At 51.1% G+C, this 19,938-nt stretch carries 14 protein-coding genes; 8 read left to right on the top strand and 6 right to left on the bottom strand.

The window, feature by feature from the left end:
• Positions 1–178: 178 nt before the first annotated feature.
• Positions 179–2,047, bottom strand: a complete 1,869-nt coding sequence (locus SO058_RS03175; RefSeq protein ID WP_320841549.1) for an antirestriction protein ArdA — start codon at positions 2,045–2,047, stop codon at positions 179–181.
• A 12-nt stretch (positions 2,048–2,059) separates the two neighbouring features.
• Complete coding sequence (locus tag SO058_RS03170) at positions 2,060–2,779, bottom strand: antirestriction protein ArdA (protein ID WP_320841548.1); 720 nt, start codon at positions 2,777–2,779, stop codon at positions 2,060–2,062.
• Positions 2,780–3,029: 250 nt separating this feature from the next.
• Here SO058_RS03170 and SO058_RS03165 point away from each other — a divergent pair, with 250 nt between their 5' ends.
• Positions 3,030–4,205, top strand: coding sequence for an IS110 family transposase (locus SO058_RS03165; RefSeq protein ID WP_320841547.1), 1,176 nt, complete (start codon positions 3,030–3,032; stop codon positions 4,203–4,205).
• Positions 4,206–4,316: 111 nt separating this feature from the next.
• Here the strand turns inward: SO058_RS03165 and SO058_RS03160 are convergent, their stop codons facing one another.
• The 4 genes from SO058_RS03160 to SO058_RS03145 form a co-directional block, all read right to left on the bottom strand.
• Complete coding sequence (locus SO058_RS03160; RefSeq protein ID WP_320841546.1) at positions 4,317–6,548, bottom strand: ComEC/Rec2 family competence protein; 2,232 nt, start codon at positions 6,546–6,548, stop codon at positions 4,317–4,319.
• A 66-nt stretch (positions 6,549–6,614) separates the two neighbouring features.
• Positions 6,615–6,950, bottom strand: a complete 336-nt coding sequence (locus SO058_RS03155; RefSeq protein ID WP_320841545.1) for a histidine triad nucleotide-binding protein — start codon at positions 6,948–6,950, stop codon at positions 6,615–6,617.
• A gap of 24 nt (positions 6,951–6,974) precedes the next feature.
• Entirely contained in the window at positions 6,975–9,602 is a 2,628-nt protein-coding gene (gene alaS, locus SO058_RS03150) for an alanine--tRNA ligase (RefSeq protein ID WP_320841544.1), read from the bottom strand.
• A 359-nt stretch (positions 9,603–9,961) separates the two neighbouring features.
• Positions 9,962–11,317 carry an MATE family efflux transporter gene (locus SO058_RS03145; RefSeq protein ID WP_320841543.1) on the bottom strand — a complete coding sequence of 452 codons (1,356 nt, stop codon included), beginning with the start codon at positions 11,315–11,317 and terminating at the stop codon, positions 9,962–9,964.
• A gap of 163 nt (positions 11,318–11,480) precedes the next feature.
• On the opposite strand from SO058_RS03145, the gene SO058_RS03140 reads away from it, so the two are divergent.
• From SO058_RS03140 to SO058_RS03110, 7 genes are all read left to right on the top strand, one after another.
• Positions 11,481–12,347, top strand: a complete 867-nt coding sequence (locus SO058_RS03140) for an AraC family transcriptional regulator (protein WP_320841542.1) — start codon at positions 11,481–11,483, stop codon at positions 12,345–12,347.
• An 82-nt stretch (positions 12,348–12,429) separates the two neighbouring features.
• Positions 12,430–14,034 carry a response regulator transcription factor gene (locus SO058_RS03135; RefSeq protein WP_320841541.1) on the top strand — a complete coding sequence of 535 codons (1,605 nt, stop codon included), beginning with the start codon at positions 12,430–12,432 and terminating at the stop codon, positions 14,032–14,034.
• 15 nt (positions 14,035–14,049) lie between these two features.
• Positions 14,050–15,069, top strand: a complete 1,020-nt coding sequence (locus SO058_RS03130) for a sensor histidine kinase (protein WP_320841589.1) — start codon at positions 14,050–14,052, stop codon at positions 15,067–15,069.
• Positions 15,059–16,396, top strand: coding sequence for an ATP-binding cassette domain-containing protein (locus tag SO058_RS03125; RefSeq protein ID WP_320841540.1), 1,338 nt, complete (start codon positions 15,059–15,061; stop codon positions 16,394–16,396). The genes SO058_RS03130 and SO058_RS03125 overlap by 11 nt, the downstream gene beginning before the upstream one ends.
• Positions 16,393–17,322 carry an ABC transporter permease gene (locus SO058_RS03120; RefSeq protein ID WP_320841539.1) on the top strand — a complete coding sequence of 310 codons (930 nt, stop codon included), beginning with the start codon at positions 16,393–16,395 and terminating at the stop codon, positions 17,320–17,322. Before SO058_RS03125 ends, SO058_RS03120 begins: the two co-directional genes overlap by 4 nt.
• Positions 17,323–17,444: 122 nt before the next feature.
• Positions 17,445–18,935: a sugar ABC transporter ATP-binding protein gene (locus SO058_RS03115; protein WP_320841538.1), complete on the top strand. Its 1,491-nt coding sequence runs from the start codon at positions 17,445–17,447 to the stop codon at positions 18,933–18,935.
• A 7-nt stretch (positions 18,936–18,942) separates the two neighbouring features.
• Positions 18,943–19,932 carry an ABC transporter permease gene (locus tag SO058_RS03110; RefSeq protein ID WP_320841537.1) on the top strand — a complete coding sequence of 330 codons (990 nt, stop codon included), beginning with the start codon at positions 18,943–18,945 and terminating at the stop codon, positions 19,930–19,932.
• Positions 19,933–19,938: the final 6 nt, after the last annotated feature.

The raw sequence follows: 19,938 nt of genomic DNA, 5'->3' as shown, positions 1-19,938 counted from the left end.
CAACCTTTATCGCCGCACTTTTTGGAACGGAGGGAAAGGTAATGCGGACATTGTACCAGCGTTGCCCGGAAACTCTGTTTGCAGCCGTGAACGCAGCCCTTACAGACCTTGTTATACTGCCGCCTGCCGTTCTCGCCCAGGAAGAAGGACCATTCCAGCCGCCATTTCTTGCTTTTGCTCATAGGTCGCCCAGCTCCGGCGGTTTTTTCTGCGGCGCTGCCTTATCGAGTGACTTGCGCCCGGCGCACTCCCGTTTGGCGTCCTCCAGCCGCTCCATGATGGAGGGCTTTTTATCCGGGACAGTTTTTGCCGCTGCCTCCTTTGCCTTTTCCAATTCCTCGTCGCGTCTGCCGTTGTTTACAATGCCGTCGATCATGCCGTAATCATCTTCCAGGGTCATTTCAGCGGTGCGAAGGGGATTGTCCGGCTCGGAGCGCGTGAGGGCGGTTTCGCTTCGGATGGCGAAGGCCCGCGTCCCGTTTGCCATGATCTGATAGCGCCCATCGTCCGAAGCGTGATGAAAACCGTATCCGGCCGCCTCCATCTGCTCTTTCGTCATATCGGTCAAATGGAAGCTGCCCCTGGGCGTGCGGATTGTTTCTCCAGTGAGGCAGTTATCTGGCACAGGTGCCGGTTCCAAAAACTGTGGCACCTCCGTAAAGCCTGCGCTATCGCAGAAGTGGGCAGTATCCTTGCCGTCCTGATGGAATACCACCACATCGGACACCGACAGAGAATGACCGTGAAAATCATCGGGGCGGTCGATGTTGAACTTCGTGAAGATGCTTTCCAAATCATCTTTCCCGGTCAGCGGCGCAGTATAAACCCGCTCGTAATTCTCCGGTCTTACAGAAAGACCGGCTCGCTGCAAGCTGTCCAGCGACTCAAAACGATAATCCCGCAGCTCCGCGCCATCTTTGATCTGATAGATAGAAAAGGTATCCTCTGGCGTCTGGTCGCCGTAGACCGCCCGCGCCTGCTCCAAGATACTTTCCGGGGTCTGCACGAAAGCGGCGGCTTCGGCGGCGTACTCCCGTTCCACCTTTTCCGCAAAGGCCAGCATTTTATCCACATGGGATTTATCCGGGTCTTGAAGCGCCTCACGGATCGCCGCCGTGTCAATGTCAAGGTATTCCTCATAGCCGGTTGCCTCCTTGTACCCGGCAACCTCAATCGGAAGGGTGTCCTGTTCTGTCTGTCCCAAATCGGAAAGCCGGGCATCGATCTCTTGCAGCCTGTCCGCTACCAGCAAATCCGCAAGACGCTCCTTTGCCTCATGGGGATCGGGATACGCCCCGGCATAATCCTTGTCATGGGCACGGAAAAACTCGTCCAGGTCAAAGGCAAGATCGGTCGCCATATCCAGCTTTTCATCCTGGGTCAATTCATCTTCCGCCTCCGGCTTGCTCATAACGCGGTATTCCTCCGGGATATTGTCACGGTCGCCGTTGTAATACTCATGGAAGGAAGAACCCGTATCCCGCACATATCCAAACTCGGTGAAGCTGCCCCCTTCCTCCAGAGCAACATCCCGGCCGTAGGCCTCGTAGTCGATATAATTCTTCAAATGCTCCGGCACCTGCATGGCGTCCAGCTCGTTGATGTAATACCGCCCCAGGTCGTCATGGTCCTCAATATCCGGGTCAATATCGTAGCAATCCAGATTATCCGTAAGGTTAATGATCTCCCGCAAGCTGCCCGAATGTTCGCCTATCTCCATAGCCGCAAGGAACTGGTTGTATTCGCCGCGGTCCATCTCGCCGATCTTCGACGCCAGATAATTGAGCTCGTCCAGGCTTTCGTATTCGCCCAGCTTGTCATACAGGCTACCCACATAGCAATCGTAATCGGTGATGAACCATTCCTCATAGGGCTGCCCGAAATCGTCCGTCTTGCCGATACCTATGCGCTCAAACACTTTTTGCAGTTCGTCATAGGTGGTGGGAAACTTCACCCATTCGCCCACAAGCTCACCCTCGTTGTACTTCCCAAGGTTGGTAATAAAGGCGGCGAAAGGATAATCTTTATCATAACTGTAATCCGGCATACTCGCACCTCCTTAAAGTTCCGGCGCAGATTTTCCCCGGTGGGGCTGCGCCTTGTTCTGGCCTGCACATTCCTTTTTGCTCTGTTCAAGCCGTTCCATGATGGAGGGCTTCTTTTCCGCCTGCTTTTTCGCAGGGCGGGCATCCTGCTCATGCTGCCATTCGTCGCCGGGAGGGGCGAGATAGCCGTAGTTGGTAAGGCAGCCCTTATCTTCCTCCATAGCGTGCTTTCCAAACGGCACAGGGTCGATGGCGTCCAAAAGCGGCGGGGTCAGAAGAATGTCCATGTGCTGTGCTACATAGCTCCAGCCCAGATCGTCCAGCCGCTTGATGCTCGGCTCCAGGGTGAAGAACTCCGTATTATGTGGAAACTCCCGGAACTGTTCCAGCGTGGTAAGGCGGTAGGGCGACTCCTGGACTGCCGCCAGCAAATCCCGGTCCTCCAAAGAGAGATCGGAAAGCCCTTGTGCCAGCATAGCCAGCTCGCCAAAATCACAGTACATGGGGAGGACCGGCTTCATGCCGTCGATCCTGCAAACATAATCGTCAATGAAATACTTGCCCGGCGGCGCGCCCGCCGGAAGGCCGATCTGCTCCATGACTTCATTGATTGCCTCGCCATAGGTGGGAAAGTACAGCCATGCGCCGGAGGCCTCACGGTCTCCGGCGTCATAGGCGGCGGTGTTCACCACATACGCTTTGAAAATGTAATCGGAACTATGGTCATTTTCCATTTGCACCGTCCTTGTATTATAGAGTAGTAGTTATTAAAGCCCCTCTCCAAGGGCTGTGCTACACTGTAAGGGATGCTGTGGATTGGTTGCACCCTCCTACCACAAGATGGTTCAAGAAAGGTTCCAACCACAGCCCTTTGCAGTTTTGTTGATCAGTTAAATACCGCCAGACGGTTTATATGGAACAAGGCTACAAAAGCAAAGTGTTCTGTGGAAACAGCATCACAAATTTGCCGTTGGAGGTTTTACTATGATTTGCGTTGGAATTGATGTGGCCAAGGATAAGCACGACTGCTTCATTCTCAGCTCCGAGGGCGTCACCTTGGCGGATGTATTCACCATCCCTAATAACCTGGAGGGCTTCAACACCCTGCTGGACAAGCTCCGGGCCTGTTCCACCTCCCAAGGCAGCATAAAAGTAGGGCTTGAGGCGACCGGGCATTACAGCTACAACATTCTTGGGTTTCTTCTTGACAACGGTCTGGCCACCTATGTCTTGAACCCTCTGCGCACCAATCTATACCGGAAAAGTCTCAGTCTCAGGAAGACGAAGACAGACCGGGTTGACGCACGAACGATTGCGGCTATGCTTTTGTCCGATGTGGGCCTCAAGCCCTACACGGATACAGCATACCACAACGAGGAATTAAAGTCACTCACCAGATACCGTTTTGACAAGGTAAAAGAACGGGCCAAATTGAAAACTTCCATCTCCAGACTGGTGTGCATCCTGTTTCCTGAGTTGGAAAAACTGGTGCCAACACTTCACATGGTGTCGGTTTATGCGCTGCTGTCTGAATTTCCGGGGGCCAAACAAGTTGCTGAAGTGCATTTGACCAGACTGAAGGCCCTGTTGGCAGATGCCTCCAAAGGCCACTATGGGAGGGATATGGCAGTAGAGGTCCGGGATGCCGCCAGATGCTCCGTTGGCTCCAGGATGCCAGCCAAGTCCCTGGAATTGCAGCACACCATCCGGCTCATCCGGGAACTGGACGCTGAGATTGAGGAAATTGAAACCGCGATCCAGTCCATCATGGATGAGCTGCATTCTCCCATCACCACCATTCCAGGGATTGGATACCGCATGGGTGCCATGATCCTGGCCGAGGTTGGTGACTTCTCTCGCTTTGATTCCCCGGACAAGCTGCTGGCCTTTGCTGGGATGTCCCCCTCTACCTACCAATCCGGACAGCTTAAAAACTGCTATCCCCACATGGAGAAACGAGGTTCACGGTATCTGCGCTATGCCCTCTACAATGCTGCCAAGTACGTCTGCCATTGGGACCCCGCATTCGCTGCTTACCTTGCCAAGAAGCGTACTGAGGGCAAGCATTACAACGTCGCCTTATCCCATGCTGCCAAGAAACTGGTACGGCTCATCTTCGCTCTGGAGAAATCCAGGCAGCCATACTGCCCCGCAGCCTGATCCCCCTTAATAGCCATCTGAGGTCCTGCCGGACCTCTGCTTTGCTATACCTTTTTCGAGCCATCTGACTTTTTACCACCATCCTTCATTTTTGGGGTTGACTTCTAATAGTTAATCTTTTTTGTAGTTTAACATAAGTTCTCCCGTTTGATAAGGACTTAAAATAGGAATCCCGTTAAATTGCCGCATTGTATGTGATCCAGCTTGCAGAATAATCGTCTCCGCCTGCAAATCAGTACATGCCTGACGCAGCAGATCAATCTCCGAGGTTTGCCCCTGGTTTAAAACGATATTGGGCGCCGTGAGGGAATGATCGGCCAAGTAGGCCGCCAGCTGCTTTTGTGTAGGACTGTGCAGCACCAATGTGTGAGAACCGATTTGTACGCCTAGTTTGCCGTCCGTCACCGAAAAAAGCGAGATCTTCGGTGCATCGCTGATTTGCAGAGTGTCAGACACTTTGTTCACGGGAACCGCCGTTTGATCCAGCTTATCCAGATATGCGCCATTGTGCTTGGTACGCTTACAACCTTCAGGGATGATGATTTTCTCTATAGGTATCCGGTCAATCACATCTGGCAGGCTACGGGCATGCCCTTTGTCAACAGCAGTTAATATCAGTGTATCGATATGATCAAAATTATGCCAAAGCATCCATTCCTCCAACAACTCTGCAGCATCCTGCCGCGTGCTGCTGCAGTCAATGACGGTCAGTTTTTCCGGTGCTCTTGAAATGAGGATTGATTGGCCAGAACCACATGGGAGATAGGTTACTTGGTATTGTGAGTACTGTACAAACGTACCCACAGCAGTCAGCGAAATCAACATTAGAATAACACACGGCAAGACAACGCGCCACCTGACTTTTGTGGCGGCATACATCCAAATCCACACCGTAGCAAAAAAGAGAAACAAGGCCGCAATGCCAAAAGCATCTTCCCAATAAATGAGTCCGAACGGGATGGAAGATACTAGTTCCGCCACGCGGAGAATATAAGATAAAAAAGGCCGTAGCACGAATGCAATCCCTATGGCAAAGCTCGCATGGAGCGATCCAAAGACGCACAGCAGCAGACCGCCGATAAAGCACACCGCTGTCACGCCGACCACCAGTAGATTACTGAGCAAAGATAAAACAGACACGTAACCGAAGGTTGAAAATAAAATAGGCATAGTGAATAGCGACGCGCAGATCGTACACGAAACAGCACCTGCCAGAAAACGCATTGTGCTCCGCATCGGCCTGGAAGCGCCGGAAAACAACCGCATTATACTGCATTGCAGTTTTCCCGAAAACAAAATGAGTCCTAACGTAGCGGCAAAAGATAACTGCAGGCTGAGGCTTGCGATTGCGTAGGGGTTGGACAAAAGTAAGATCAACAGCGCGAGAAACAAGGAGTTGAGGCTATCAGCCTCTTTACGCAGCAGGAATCCCCCTGCTGCGACCAGATACATGATGCCAGCGCGGATGACCGAGGGGGTTGCACCCGCCATTGGAATGAAAAGCAAGATGACCAAGACAGAAAGAACCGTCCCCCACCTTCGCCCAAACAGCAGATAACAAAACGCGACCAAAAATCCCACATGCAACCCAGAGACCGCTACCAAATGGCTCAGTCCAGATTTTCGAAGGGCGCTGGAATCTGTGCGGCTAAGACCGGATTTATCGCCTAAAAGCAAGGCGTTCAGCAAACTGCCTTCCCGCTCAGGAAGGCTCTCAGAAATAATCTGCTTGCAATAGCGAGCTATGCGTTGGGGATACTGCCAAACTGCTTTGCCGCTACTTTTTATAACCGAAAACCGGACAGCGCGGCCATTGTCGTCCTTTACAAACTCTGAAGAAATAAAGCAACCACTGGATGCCTGAAAAGTTGCACGGTCAAAACCCTCGGCATCACCTGACAGATAAAATTTCGCTTGGAGTTCTACTTGATCGCCTATCAAAAGCGACTCTTCCGTTAATGGCAGATAACAAAGCGTGCGAAACGCGCGCGGCACATTATCGCTGGGTTCTATTTGCAATTCTGCGCGTTGGCAGTCATCATAGATAGTCGGGTCTTGGCACAGCGTTCCGGTTATGTTCAGAGTCTGACTATGAAGCGCCCGAATTGGAGAAACGAAAACTGCATCATAGGCCGACAAAAAGGTCAGAGCCATACTGGCCGACAGCGTAAGCAGCAGAATAGTCCGGAGATATCTCTTCTCAAAGAAAACGGCAAGAGAAATTAAACATAGTGCACAGAACAGAAGCGAAGCGGAAAGCGCAATACTTTTTTGCAGCATGACCGCTACATATAACGCCGCGGCAAACATGGGCACACAGAACACCAATGGTCGTCTGGACAATCGCTCCCCTCCTTTCAGTGCACAGCAAAAGAAGTGGCGTTTTTACGCCACTTCTTTTTTCTTTTATCAGCCCGGAGGCCAGATCATATCACGTCCAGCAAGCACGTGAAAATGCAGGTGAAACACGCTTTGCCCCGCCTGCTCGCCAATATTGGATACGATACGGAAACTGTCTAACCCCAAATCCTTAGCAACCTTGGCGATTACCTCGAAGCAGCGTGCGACAACCGCGCTGTTAGACGCGTCCACCGCCGCAGCCGAATCAATGTGCTGTTTGGGAATGACTAGAAAATGCGTCGGCGCCTGTGGGTCAATGTCATAAAAAGCATAGCATTGCTCGTCCTCATACACCTTTTTTGAGGGAATCTCACCTGCAGCGATTTTGCAGAACAGACAATCCATGGTATCCGCTCCCTTCACAGTGATTTACAATATGGAGTCTACTAGATTATTGACAGCTTCTAAGGCCTCTTCCAATTTCGAGGCATCCTTGCCGCCCGCGGTCGCACTGTCCGGCTTGCCGCCGCCGCCGCCGCCCACGATCTTAGCGACCTCCTTAATAATTTTCCCTGCATGGGCGCCCTTTTTAACAGCTTCCGCTCCGCATACGCAGAGCAGATTGACCTTTTCGCCCATGACACACGACAGAACTGCTACCATATTGGGCGCTTTCTCCTTGATACTATCACCCATGGATCGTAGCATATCGGGGGTTGCGTCGTCAAACTTTGCTGCTACCACATTAACGCCCTTGACATCGCGCGATACATTGAACAAATCGACCATCTGCATATTGGCAATCTTAGCGTTTAGCTTTTCTACATTCTTGGAAAGATCACGCAAATCGTTCAGAGTCTGTCCTAGTTTCTGTATCAATTCACTCGGCGAGGTTTTAAGCGTCTTGGCGGTTTCGGTCAGCAACGTCTGATGCTCACTCATCAGCGATAGCACGCCCTTGCCTGTGACCGCCTCGATACGCCGCACCCCGGCCGCGACAGATGCTTCGCCCGTGATCTTGAAAACGCCAGCCTTGGCGGTATTATCCAGATGCGTGCCGCCGCACAGCTCAACAGAATCGCCGGCCTGAACAACACGAACAGTTTCGCCATATTTTTCACCGAAAAGCGCCATGGCACCGCGTTTTTTCGCCTCGTCAATTGCCATTTCCTCGGTGATGACCGGATGCCCTTCAAGTATCGCATCGTTGACCAACGCTTCCACTTGGGCGATTTCCTCGTCAGTCAGCGCGGCAAAATGGGTAAAGTCAAAGCGGATATGGTCTGCAGCAGTATAGGAACCCGCCTGCTCTACATGTTCACCCAACACAATGCGAAGCGCGCGCTGCAGCAGATGCGTGGCCGTATGCGCACGGCAGATCGCTTGACGATAGGCCGGATCGACCGTGGCGGTCACCTCGTCATCCACACAAATTTCTCCCTCGGCCACGGTGCCGATGTGCATGAATTTGCCATCCTTGGTTTTTTGCACGTCGGTCACAGTTACCTTTCCGCTCTTAGCGGATAACACGCCATGGTCTCCAATTTGTCCGCCCATTTCCGCGTAAAATGGGGTATGGTCAAGTACGATAGTCACTTTTTCACCGGCCGCCGCATTGCCGGAGGGCTCCCCCTCGCAAACGATAGCCAGCACCTTCGCCGGCTCCTCCAGCGTCTGATAGCCGTCAAATCGGGTCTTGATAGACTTGTCCAGCCCAAGCTCCTCGCTCTGCCAGCCAAGATCGCCCATTTTCTTACGATCCTCGCGCGCACGCTCACGCTGTTCATTCATCAGCTGGTCGAATGCCGCGCGATCGGTCGTCATGCCCTGCTCTTCCAAGATTTCGAGCGTCAGATCGATCGGGAAGCCATAAGTGTCGTAAAGCTGGAACGCATCTGCCGCAGGCAGTTCCTTGCCGCCGCAGGCCGCGATCTTATCATTCAGAATGGAAAGTCCGCTGTCAATCGTCTTATTGAAGCTGGCCTCTTCATTCTCAATAACCTTGTGGATATAAACGCTTTTTTCACAAAGCTCCGGATAAGCGCCGCCAGATTCCTTGATTACGGTTTCTGCGATCTCTGAAAGGAATGGGCGGTTGATGCCGAGCAGCTTGCCATGGCGCGCCGCACGGCGCAGCAGGCGGCGCAGCACGTAACCGCGGCCTTCGTTGGACGGGATAACACCGTCGCAGACCATCATGACCGTAGAACGAATATGGTCGGTGATGACGCGGAGCGAAACGTCCGTCTTGTCGCTCTCGCCATAATGCTTGCCGGCGATTTTAGATACATGGTCAGTAATGTTTCGCACAGTATCCACATCAAACAGCGAGCCTACACCCTGCACCACACAGGCCAGACGCTCCAGCCCCATGCCGGTGTCAATGTTCTTCTGCTGAAGTTCGGTGTAATGTCCCGCACCATCGTTATCAAACTGGGAAAAAACGTTGTTCCAGACCTCCATATAGCGGTCACAGTCACAGCCAACCGTACAGTCCGGCTTGCCGCAGCCAAACGCAGGGCCACGGTCGTAATAAATTTCTGAGCAAGGACCGCACGGGCCAGAGCCGTGCTCCCAAAAGTTATCCTCTTTGCCAAAGCGAAAAATACGCTCTGCTGGAATGCCGATATCCTTGTTCCAAATCTCAAACGCCTCGTCGTCATCCACATAAATGGAGGGGTAAAGCAGATCGGGATCAATGCCAACCCACTCCGGGCTGGTCAGGAATTCCCAGCTCCAGGCAATGGCTTCTTTCTTAAAATAATCTCCAAAAGAAAAGTTGCCCAGCATTTCAAAAAACGTGCCGTGCCGCGCCGTTTTACCGACATTCTCGATATCGCCTGTGCGGATACATTTCTGGCAAGTCGTCACACGGTTGCGCGGCGGCTCCTGTTCGCCAGTAAAAAACGGTTTCATAGGCGCCATGCCGGAGTTAATCAGCAACAGCGACGGATCGTTCTGCGGAATAAGTGAAAAGCTCGGCAGGCGGAGATGCCCCTTTGATTCAAAAAAACTAAGATACATCTCGCGCAGTTCATTCAGACTTCTGTACTTCATATTTATCCTCCATGCTTTTAAATCTGCAAAATAAAAAAAGCCTCCGCCCAACGTTAGGGGCGAAAGCCAAGCTTCCACGGTACCACCCTAATCTGCCCCTCATTTTAAATAGAAGCATCTTAGCGACCCGGTATCGGAGGTCCCGCCGGCCTGTTTTCACAGGCTGCTCAGAAATGGCTGCTTTTTGTCCGTGATGAGGGCTTGCACTATCCCCTCTCGCTGTGTTCCGGTATCAAAAAACTCGTTTCTTCATCACATTCACATGATAGCTTAATTATTATCCCACTTTTTTACCCGTTTGTCAACAAGAAAACCAGCCTATCGGCTGGTTTTCAAAAAGGAGAGAGCGTTTTGTGGACTTATGTAGGGTCGGGCCGTGTGACTCGTTTGACCCATTTCCAGCTATGCAGACGGATAGCAACTGGTACAGCCTTATAAAGCTGATCCCATTTGAGCAAAAAGAACACCACGACCGGCGGGAATTTCCATACAAAGGCGGCAAGCCACGAAAGCGGCACAATAATCAGCCACATGCTGAACAGATTCATTTTCATGCTGAACGAAGTATCGCCGCCGCCGCGGATAATCCCGTTGTCACAGGCCATTTGATACGAGGTGCCTACCGTTGTGACTGCCATTACAACAATAAATTGCAGTGCTAAGCGGTGCGCTTCCGGAGAAATATTGTAAAACGTTAAAATCGGGTTGCGGGCAAAATAGATTGCAAGCCCGGACAGAACGCCAATCGCGATAAATAAAATTTGAAGTGTTTTAACCAACGGACGCAGAAAGCTTTCCCGCCCCTCTCCGATCGTTCGTCCAACCCATATACTGGAGGCCGAAGCTGCGCCATAGGCTACCACAGATAAGACCTGATAAATGATTGTTGCAATGGAGTTCGCTGCAATAGCCGCCGCGCCGAGGTGTCCTAAAATGCCAGTCTGAACCATCTGCGCTATGCCCCACTGCGCCTGGTTGAGAAGAACCGGCAAAGACACCTTTTGATAATCTTTGAGAAAGCTGGTATCAATGTGTACCAGTTTGCGCAGCGTAAGCTTTAGCCTCTGTTCACGGAATTTCAAGTATAGGATCACGATTAACAGTTCTACGCATCGCGAAACCAGCGTTGCTAAAGCAGCACCTTGAATCCCCAATTCTGGGAAACCTAATTTTCCATAAATTAGCAGTGAATTGAGACAAATATTAATAATGAGTGTGGATGCCGAAATGATATAGCCAATTTTCACGATACCAATAGAACGCAGCGAAGCGACCAGTATATTGGTGGCTGTAAAAATGATATAGGTAAAGCAGATGATTCGAAAATATTTGACACCCTCTGCGATGACTGCAGCATCATTGGTTAGCAGCCCCAAAATCTGTGCCGGGAAAAACAAGACGGCTGCAAACAAAGCCGCAGCCATGCCGACGCCGAACCGCAACGCGCAGCCAATGATATGCGGGATCGGCTCCAATTGGTCTTTCCCCCAATACTGAGATCCCAGCACAACTGCCCCCTCGCCCGCTCCAACGACCAGCATTTGAAGCAAGAACTGCACTTGATTACAAAGGGATGCACCATTTAAAGCGTTCTCACTATACGCGCCAAGCATCAAATTATCAGCCAAGTTGACGCCGTAGGTCAGCAGGTTTTGCAGCGCCAAAGAAAACGTTAATATAAAAAACGTTTTATAAAAAGATTTTTCCTTGATCATTCGGCTGCCCTCCTAACCTTTTTTCCATTTGCAGTAGATCTGCTGCGTTTTCGGATTCTTGCGCCTCTACTGTTAGCATAACGAAAAAAACAAGGGCTGACAATAAGAAAACAGTGCAATCTATTTATATTTTGTGCTATCATTATATCGAGGTGGGAGCAGTATGAAAGTGTTAAATGAGCCAGGTGTGCTATGGCGTTCCGAACGCTTTTTTTCCACGCCGTCTGCTATGGCGCGCAGCCTGTTCTTTTATGTAACGCGCTGCGGACACTACTATTATGATAAAAACTACGATTTCCGTGATAACTGTGAGATCAGCAAACTTGGGAGCCATAAAAACTTTTTTTTGATCTATGTGCGCTCAGGGACTGTACATTTTGAAACGGATAGCACCTATTCCGTAGAGCAGGGACAGATCGGTCTGGTCGACTGCCGCAGACCGCATAGATTTTACGCTGCCGGGAATGCAGAAGCTATGTGGCTCCATTTTGACGGCAGCAACGCACGCGCCTTTTTTGATCAGATTCTTGCGTTTCGCGGCGGCAGGCAAGTGATGACACCGTCAGGAGAATGCCACGCAGAGCAGGAGTTTGCGCAGATCATTTCGGGCTTGCGCGATGAGACAATTACGGAGATCGAATGCTCGCAGCGCGTTTACCGCTTGCTTTGTGGCCTGCTGTTCCCGCAGTATGCTTCTCTTGATAAGACAGCCGAACATCCCGTCGCACAAGCTCGGGAATACATTGCTGCACATTTGTTTGAAGAACTGCCGGTTGAGCGCGTTGCCGCTGCAGTTAATTTGAGTCCATCGCATTTTTCCCGGCTTTTTCGCAGCAGTACCGGTTTTTCTCCCCATGAATATATCGTATTGCACCGAATTGACGAAGCAAAAGCCCTGCTCCACTCAACAGCCTTGTCTGTCAAAGAGATTGCGTATCGGGTAGGATATCGCAGCGAGGTGAATTTTATTGCTTCTTTCACTGATAAGGCCGGGGTTTCACCCGCGACGTTTCGCAAAAATCCCTTATGAGAATTAGCTCGCCATTTACTGAAATACGCGAATCTGATATAATAACATTTGTTAATTATTTGTCATTTAAAGGAGGTGCGTCATGTACCGTGTTCTATTGGCCGATGATGAGATCCATATCTGCCAGCTCATCCAATATCTCGTCGATTGGGAAGCGCTTGATCTCGAACTGATTGGAACTGCTTCCAGCGGTGTAGACGCGTTTGAGCAGGCATTTGCCAAACGCCCGGATATTATTATTTCGGACATTCGGATGTCGGGTTTTAGTGGTATTGATCTGTTGGAAAAGGTTCGGACGCTTGGTCTTGACTGCCGTTTTATCCTGATCAGCGGCTACCGGCAGTTCGAGTATGCGCAGAAAGCCATACAATATGGCGTGACCGACTATATTGTTAAGCCTATTAAAAAGAGTGAACTGGAGGCTTCGCTGCGCAAGGCGGTTGCCGATTTAGAACAGCTCCGTGGACAAAACGCCAATGCCGGAACCATGCCGACAGAAGTCCTGTCGCCCGCTCCACGCCATGATAAGGAGCGTCTGACAGCCGATCTCCAGAGCGGTGCGCTTCCCTTGTCCCAAGCAACCGCAGAGTGTCTGCGTGAGGTATATGGCATCGACCTATCGGAAGTATGCTTTGTTTTGTGCTGGCATTTCGTGTGTCACAGTGAATATTCGGATGAGACTCTAAGGCTTTTGGAGGGGAAAGTCTCCTCTTGGCTGGAAAATCAAAGCAGTGAATGGTTTGCACAGTCGGTTCTGCTGCGGCATGAGGGGCGGCTATTCTTTGTCTGCACTGTGCCGCGTTTGGAAGATATGCCGGGATTCGACCTGATTCGGGATGGATGTCAGTCAGTCATCTCTATTTTCAGCAATTGGGAAGCTGTTCTTGGCGCTGCACAGCTACAAGCGGGACAGGCGCTCTCCATGCCCATATCTGCTGCTGCCAACGCGGCTGACGTTCATTTGTTCGACAGCGAAAAAGCCGTGCACACTGAATCACCGGCTGAACGCAATGTGGATGATTTCCACGAGGCAGTCGGCTATGATGCATGCAGCCATCTGGTCTCTGCCATGCAGATCTTAGACGCAGATGCGGTGCGAATCGATTTAACAGCCGCGTTCGCCGCGCTAATAGCGCATCCTGCATTGACAGCCAGTGCGGTTTATGGCTATTGCAGCTGGGTAATTGGTGAAATGAACCATGCACTGAGCGCTTTTGATACCGGCAGCGAAGCGGCAAGCCGCTATTTGGACCGCGCCGCTCTTGAACATGAGCTGCACCATATAGCACCGGCCGGGCGTTTGGGACGCCGATTAACCTCGGTACTCACAGAACGGATCCACGCTGTGCGCGATGCGGTTCGCTTGGCTGAAAACCGCCCGATCCGACAGACAAAAGAAATCGTTGCTCGGCGTTATATGGAACCGATCAGTCTCAACGAGGTGGCTGCCGAGGTCGATTTGAATCCTGTTTACTTATCTGTGCTGTTTAAAAAGGAAACCGGCACCAATTTTAAGGATTATGTGATCAATGTTAGAATGGATATTGCGAAAAGCCTGCTGCGGGATGGCGAATCACTGCTGACGGTTTCGGAAAAGGTCGGCTACAAGGATGCAAAATATTTCAGTAAGCTGTTTACACGGATCGTTGGCGTTAATCCCACACAATATAAAAAGCTGTATAATTGACGGAGGTCCGTGCATATGAAACTTCACTCCATTGCGCTATCCCGCCTGCTTTTGCTACTGCTAACCGGCTTCGGCCTGCCGGCAGCGGCTTTTTGCGCTGGTTTAGCGATGGGGAAAATATCTCCCCTGCCTGCCGGGCTGCTGATGATGGCGGATGCTGTCTTGTGCGCCATAGCACTGGTCGTTCTGATCGGACGCCCGCTCAGTCAAATGGAACAGGCATTGAAAATGCAGGAGGGCGACACTTTGGAAACCCGTTTGTCGCGTATCGCAGACCTGCCCGAAATGCATTCCCACACGCTGGGACGTTCCCTGTTGGATTTTGAAAAAGAAATTCACGCGCAATATACTGCGGCATTGATTGATACACAAGCTGAACTCGACGCGCTGCAAAGCCAGATCAACCCTCATTTTCTGTATAACACTTTGGATTCCATCCGCGGACAAGCCCTTTATGAGGGCGTGCCCGATATTGCGGATATGACAGGGGCGTTGTCGGCGTTTTTCCGATACTCGATCTCCAACCGCAACAGTATTGTGACGTTGGAGGAAGAACTGGAGAATGTACGCGATTATTTTGAAATTCAGCAATTTCGTTTTAATAACCGATTCCGCTTGCGCATTCTTCCAGCCGCGCGTGAAGACGTGACCCAGTGCCGCCTGCCGAAACTATCGCTGCAGCCGATCGTAGAAAATGCGATCCTACACGGCATGGAAGGGAAATTGGGAGAAGGAACAATCACCATTCGCATTGAGGGGACCGCCCGGCTTATATCCGTCACCGTATCGGATGACGGCATGGGGATGAATAATGAGACCCTGCAACGCGTACAGGCACGTGTGCGCGGCGAAACCGTTGAAGCCGGACGGCAAGGCCGCGGCGGGCTCGCACTGCCTAATGTGGCTCGCCGCATCCGGCTGCTCTTTGGGGAAACCTATGGGATGCAGGTCATGAGCACTCCGGGAATCGGCACTGACGTGGTGCTAACGCTTCCGCGGGATATGGAGACAGCGGAGGAACAGAATGAAACGTGAAGTCTTACGTATTTCCGAGATCGTTTCACACAGCGCTGGACGGCTACGGTTGGATCATGTAAGCTTATTGGTCACGCAGGGAGAAGCGTTGGGAGTGGTCGGCTCAAACGGCGCAGGCAAATCGCAGTTGGCGGCCGTCCTGTCCGGTATGCAGAAAGCGGACAGTGGAGTGGTGCTGTTGAACGAGATGCCAGCAAACGCGCAGATGTTGCGCCAGGCTGGTGTTTATATCGCGCGCAGCGAACACCTGTTAGAGAATTTGACAATTTCCGAAAACCTTTTCGGTATGCAGGCGGAGCGTTCGCAGATTTTTTGGCGTAAACACAGGATGCGTGCACTGTGCCGGGAAGTACTTGACGATTTCAAGCTGTCCGCTTATGTGGACACGCCCCCCAGCGAACTGACTACCGCTGTGCACCACTGTCTGTTGCTCGTGCGGGCCGTTATGCAGAGAAAGCGGTTTGCAATCGTGGAAAATGCAACTGAACGCTATAGTGCCGAGGAACAGCTTTTGCTCCTGCATGTTATCCAAGCGGTATGCCGCAGAGGCATCGCAGTTATCTATACGTCCCGGCGTATGGATCTTGTGCAAAACGGCTTACACCGCTGTGCGATTCTGGCTTCTGGGCGAATCGTTAAGCTGATCCAACCCCAGCAATATTCCCCTGCCGCCTTTCGCGCACATCTATATGGCTTTGACCAGTCACACGCTGTTGTCTCATCGCTGTCTCCGCCGATGGTGGATCAGCGTCCCTCCCTTTTGTCCTTGTCCGGTATTGCAATTTATCCCGGTACATTTCTATCGGTTAGTGATCGGGACGGAACAGCTGATGAACTGGTGTCCATTATCAAAGCAAGCTGCTTGCACGCCAAACTGCCCGTGGGGATTTTGAACGATGATGTATTGGATGCCAGTTTCATTAACCAAATGACAGTATTAGACAACATATTATTGACAGCCTCTCGCAAAGTTGCCGGAAAGCATTTACACGTAAGCAGGCGTATGCAGCGCGTTATCCGGCAGGAATGTGCAACACACACCGGATTGAGTGATGCGCAGCTGCTATGCACGCCTCTTGGCCTGTCACGCGCCGAAAGGCTTTGCCTCTTACTATACCGCTATTCCCTTTTAGGTGCAAAAATATATATTATCGACCGTCCGGGCGCTACACGAACTGATCGCGCCGGACTGGAACGCGCGGCGGAAAAGCTGCTTTCTTCTGGCTGTGTGGTTTTTTATATCACAAATGGCGCGGATGAGCCGACCGAGCATGCTGGCCGGACGCTTTTCTGGAAAAATAGTTCTCTGAAGGAGGATACCAGATGAAAATGAAACGCCAGTTTCCAAGCGACTATCTTCCTATAGCTTTAACCGCTCTAACCATCCTGATCGGCATCTGGTTTATTCCGGGCTTTGACCAATTAGGCATGTATTCCAGCATCCTGACACAGGCAGCGACAACTGGAATACCCGCGCTCGGTATGCTATATGTTTTAATCTGCGGCGACATCGACTTATCCATCGGCGCACAATCGGCGTTTTATGGGATGCTGTGCGCATACCTGACAAAGATTCTGCCCTTACATACTAGCGGCGCAATTATCGCCACATTTGCGGCAGCCGTTTTGATTGGGATTTTTAATGGCTGGCTGATTGACAAACGCAGTCTGAACCCCATGATCGCAACAATCGCGACCGGCGTTACACTATCCGGCGTCACGTTTACCTTGGGTCAGGGTATGCCCATCTTTACTGTGCCCGCGCTGCTCGAAAAGATCGCAGCGCTCCGTATCTTTGGTCTATCATTCTCCGCCATCCTATTTGGCCTGATGGGGATTGCCACCGCTGTCCTTTTATATGACACTTACTGGGGAAAGTTCTTGTATGCGATTGGTTGGAATGAGCCTGCCGCTCATCGTGCTGGTGTGCCGGTACGGCGAACACGTATGCTGGCTTATGCACTGTGCAGTCTGTTCTGCGCAGTTGCCGCCATCGTTTTTATCGGCCGAATCGGCCTAGCTTCACCTACTGCGGGCAACAGTGATGTGCTAGACGTGTTAACAATTACTGCTTTGGGCGGCGTAGGATTTTCCGGCGGCCGCGGGAAAGTCCTCCCTGTCGTATGCGCTGCTCTGCTACTTTCTGCGCTTACTTCCGCGTTTTTAGCGTTACGTGTCGCTTATTATTATCAAAATATCATAAAAGGCGCTATTCTTTTTGCTGCAATTTCAACAAAGTTTAACAAATCTTAAATTTGTCCCCTCCAATATAAAGTGCGTCCCATTGCAACCCCTCCCCATTCTAGCTATGATAAAGATACAACAAAGTTTGTTAATTACTTATCATAGGAGAAATAAAAGGAGGGGAAATCTGGATGTCGGAATTCATTTTGGAAATGAACCACATTGCGAAAAGCTTCCCTGGTGTCAAGGTGCTGGATGATGTCACCTTTCAGGTACGTCCCGGTGAAGTCCATGCGCTGATGGGCGAAAATGGCGCCGGCAAATCGACACTAATGAAGATCCTAATGGGCATCTATACGGCGGATGCGGGCGAAGTCGTTCTGGACGGCCAGCCGCTGGTCGCGCGCAATCCGCGCGACGCGATGGATAAAGGCGTTTCCATGATTCATCAGGAACTCAATCCCATTCTGGACATGCAGGTATTTGAAAATATCTACATTGGCCGTGAATGTAAGAAGGGGCTGCTTGTCGACAAAAAGCGCATGGTGGAAGAAACGACCAAACTGTTACGTGACCTCGGCATCGATATCTCTGCCACCGCATATATGCGCGAACTCAGCGTCGCGCAATGCCAGCTGATTGAGATCGTCAAAGCAATTTCACTGTCGTCCAAGGTCGTTGTCATGGATGAACCGACCTCTGCCATTACCGACCGTGAGGTCGAAACGCTGTTTCAGCAGATCCGCCGGCTGAAAAGTGAAAATGTGGCTGTGATCTATATCTCACATAAAATGGATGAAATTTTCCAGATCTGCGACACGATCACCGTACTGCGGGACGGGAAATTCATCGGCACGGACGCTGCCGCCAACATGACGAACGACCAGCTTATCCGCATGATGGTTGGCCGCGATATTACCGATGTCTTCCCTAAGACCGAAGCGCAAATCGGAGAGATTGTGTTGGAAGTTAAGGATTTATCATTAGGGCGGCATGTCAGACATGTCAATTTTTCCTTGCGGCGCGGCGAAGTGCTTGGCATCGCCGGGTTGGTCGGCGCGGGGCGCTCGGAATTAGTGGAAACCATTTTCGGTATGCGGCATAAGACCGAAGGTGAAATCTTTGTCAACGGCCAGCCGGTCAATATCACGCATCCCCGGCATGCGATCGCGCACAAGATTGCGTTGATCACCGAGGATAGAAAATTTACTGGGCTGAATCTGGTCGGCACAGTAGCAGAGAATATTACACTAGTTGATCTTGCCCATCTCTTCCCTGCCGGATTGATTGACCGCAAAAAAGAAAACAAAGTTTCGGATCACTATATTCAGGAGCTATCCATCAAAACTCCATCTGCACAGCAGCTGGTAGGCAACCTCTCTGGTGGAAACCAGCAAAAAGTAGTTATTGCTAAATGGCTTCTAAGCGATCCCGATATCATAATTTTGGATGAACCTACCCGCGGTATTGATGTCGGCGCCAAGCGAGATATATATCTGCTGATCGGCGAGCTCGTCAAAAACGGGAAGGCTGTTATCGTTATTTCATCCGAAATTCCAGAGGTTATGGGGCTGTCCGACCGTATTATTGTCATGGCGGAAGGCCGCCTGACTGGCGAAATAGACCGCAAGAATTTTTCACAGGAACGCATTATGACATTTGCTGCACAGTTTGGGGAGTGATTGAGATATGAATACAACTGCATCCAATAATAAGTTGAAAACTTTTTTAAAGGATTTTGGACTTATTTTAATCTTTTTACTTTTGGTAGCCGTGCTGGCAGTGATTTCAGGCGGCGCATTCGTAAAGCCGGGAAATCTGATTAGTGTATTGAAGCAGACCGCTGTCAACGGTATTCTGGCCATGGGTATGACCTTTGTTATCATTTCCGATGGCATCGATCTTTCTGTCGGTTCGACCGTCGGGCTGACTGGCGTAGTCGCATGTATGCTGGCGCATCCGGTCACGGCAGGTGCAACCAGCGGCCCTGGGCAGTTCCCGCTCATTATCCCAATTTTGGCGGCACTGGCTGTTGGTGCCTTGATCGGCTCACTGAACGGCATCGGGATTGCCTATGGCAATATTCCGCCCTTTATCGTCACGCTGGGTTCGATGACCATTGTCCGCGGTTTGGCGCTCATTATTTCGGGCGGATCCCCGGTTTTTGATGTCACCAAGGGCTTCGAGGATATTGCTTCACTAAAGCCAGCCGGTATCCCGGTCCTCGCCATCTACTTAATTTTAATCGTAGCAATTTGTGCGTTTATCCTGCAGAAAACAGTATTTGGACGCCGGGTGTATGCTATTGGCGGCAATGAAACGGCTGCTGCGGTTTCCGGCATCAATGTTAAGCGCATTCGTGTTGCCGTATATACGATCGCAGGACTGTTGGCGGGCCTTTGCGGCCTGTTGACTGCCTCGCGCACCATCACCGGTGCGCCCACTGCCGGGCAAAGCTATGAAATGGACGCAATCGCCGCTGTCGTTATTGGTGGTGTCTCAATGTCTGGCGGCGCTGGTAAATGGCATGGTGTCGTCATCGGCGCGCTGATGATTGCCGTCATTGCCAATGGTCTGGATATCATGCGCGTGGATTCCAATTTCCAGCCAGTAATTAAAGGATTCATTATTATCTTTGCGGTATTGATGGATATCAGAAGCAAGGGCAAAAAGGCCTGACGCTTA

The organism is Agathobaculum sp. (assembly GCF_034098985.1).
Classification (GTDB): domain Bacteria; phylum Bacillota; class Clostridia; order Oscillospirales; family Butyricicoccaceae; genus Agathobaculum.
Note: the sequence above shows the minus strand (reverse complement) of the source record. Positions and strands in the feature narration are given on the sequence as shown.

Excerpts from the sequence above, each read along its gene's own strand:
- SO058_RS03175 (WP_320841549.1), bottom strand. The coding sequence starts at position 2,047 with ATGCCGGATTACAGTTATGATAAAGATTATCCTTTCGCCGCCTTTATT.
- SO058_RS03170 (WP_320841548.1), bottom strand. The coding sequence starts at position 2,779 with ATGGAAAATGACCATAGTTCCGATTACATTTTCAAAGCGTATGTGGTG.
- SO058_RS03165 (WP_320841547.1), top strand. The coding sequence starts at position 3,030 with ATGATTTGCGTTGGAATTGATGTGGCCAAGGATAAGCACGACTGCTTC.
- SO058_RS03155 (WP_320841545.1), bottom strand. The coding sequence starts at position 6,950 with ATGGATTGTCTGTTCTGCAAAATCGCTGCAGGTGAGATTCCCTCAAAA.
- alaS (WP_320841544.1), bottom strand. The coding sequence starts at position 9,602 with ATGAAGTACAGAAGTCTGAATGAACTGCGCGAGATGTATCTTAGTTTT.
- SO058_RS03145 (WP_320841543.1), bottom strand. The coding sequence starts at position 11,317 with ATGATCAAGGAAAAATCTTTTTATAAAACGTTTTTTATATTAACGTTT.
- SO058_RS03140 (WP_320841542.1), top strand. The coding sequence starts at position 11,481 with ATGAAAGTGTTAAATGAGCCAGGTGTGCTATGGCGTTCCGAACGCTTT.
- SO058_RS03135 (WP_320841541.1), top strand. The coding sequence starts at position 12,430 with ATGTACCGTGTTCTATTGGCCGATGATGAGATCCATATCTGCCAGCTC.
- SO058_RS03130 (WP_320841589.1), top strand. The coding sequence starts at position 14,050 with ATGAAACTTCACTCCATTGCGCTATCCCGCCTGCTTTTGCTACTGCTA.
- SO058_RS03125 (WP_320841540.1), top strand. The coding sequence starts at position 15,059 with ATGAAACGTGAAGTCTTACGTATTTCCGAGATCGTTTCACACAGCGCT.
- SO058_RS03120 (WP_320841539.1), top strand. The coding sequence starts at position 16,393 with ATGAAAATGAAACGCCAGTTTCCAAGCGACTATCTTCCTATAGCTTTA.
- SO058_RS03115 (WP_320841538.1), top strand. The coding sequence starts at position 17,445 with ATGTCGGAATTCATTTTGGAAATGAACCACATTGCGAAAAGCTTCCCT.
- SO058_RS03110 (WP_320841537.1), top strand. The coding sequence starts at position 18,943 with ATGAATACAACTGCATCCAATAATAAGTTGAAAACTTTTTTAAAGGAT.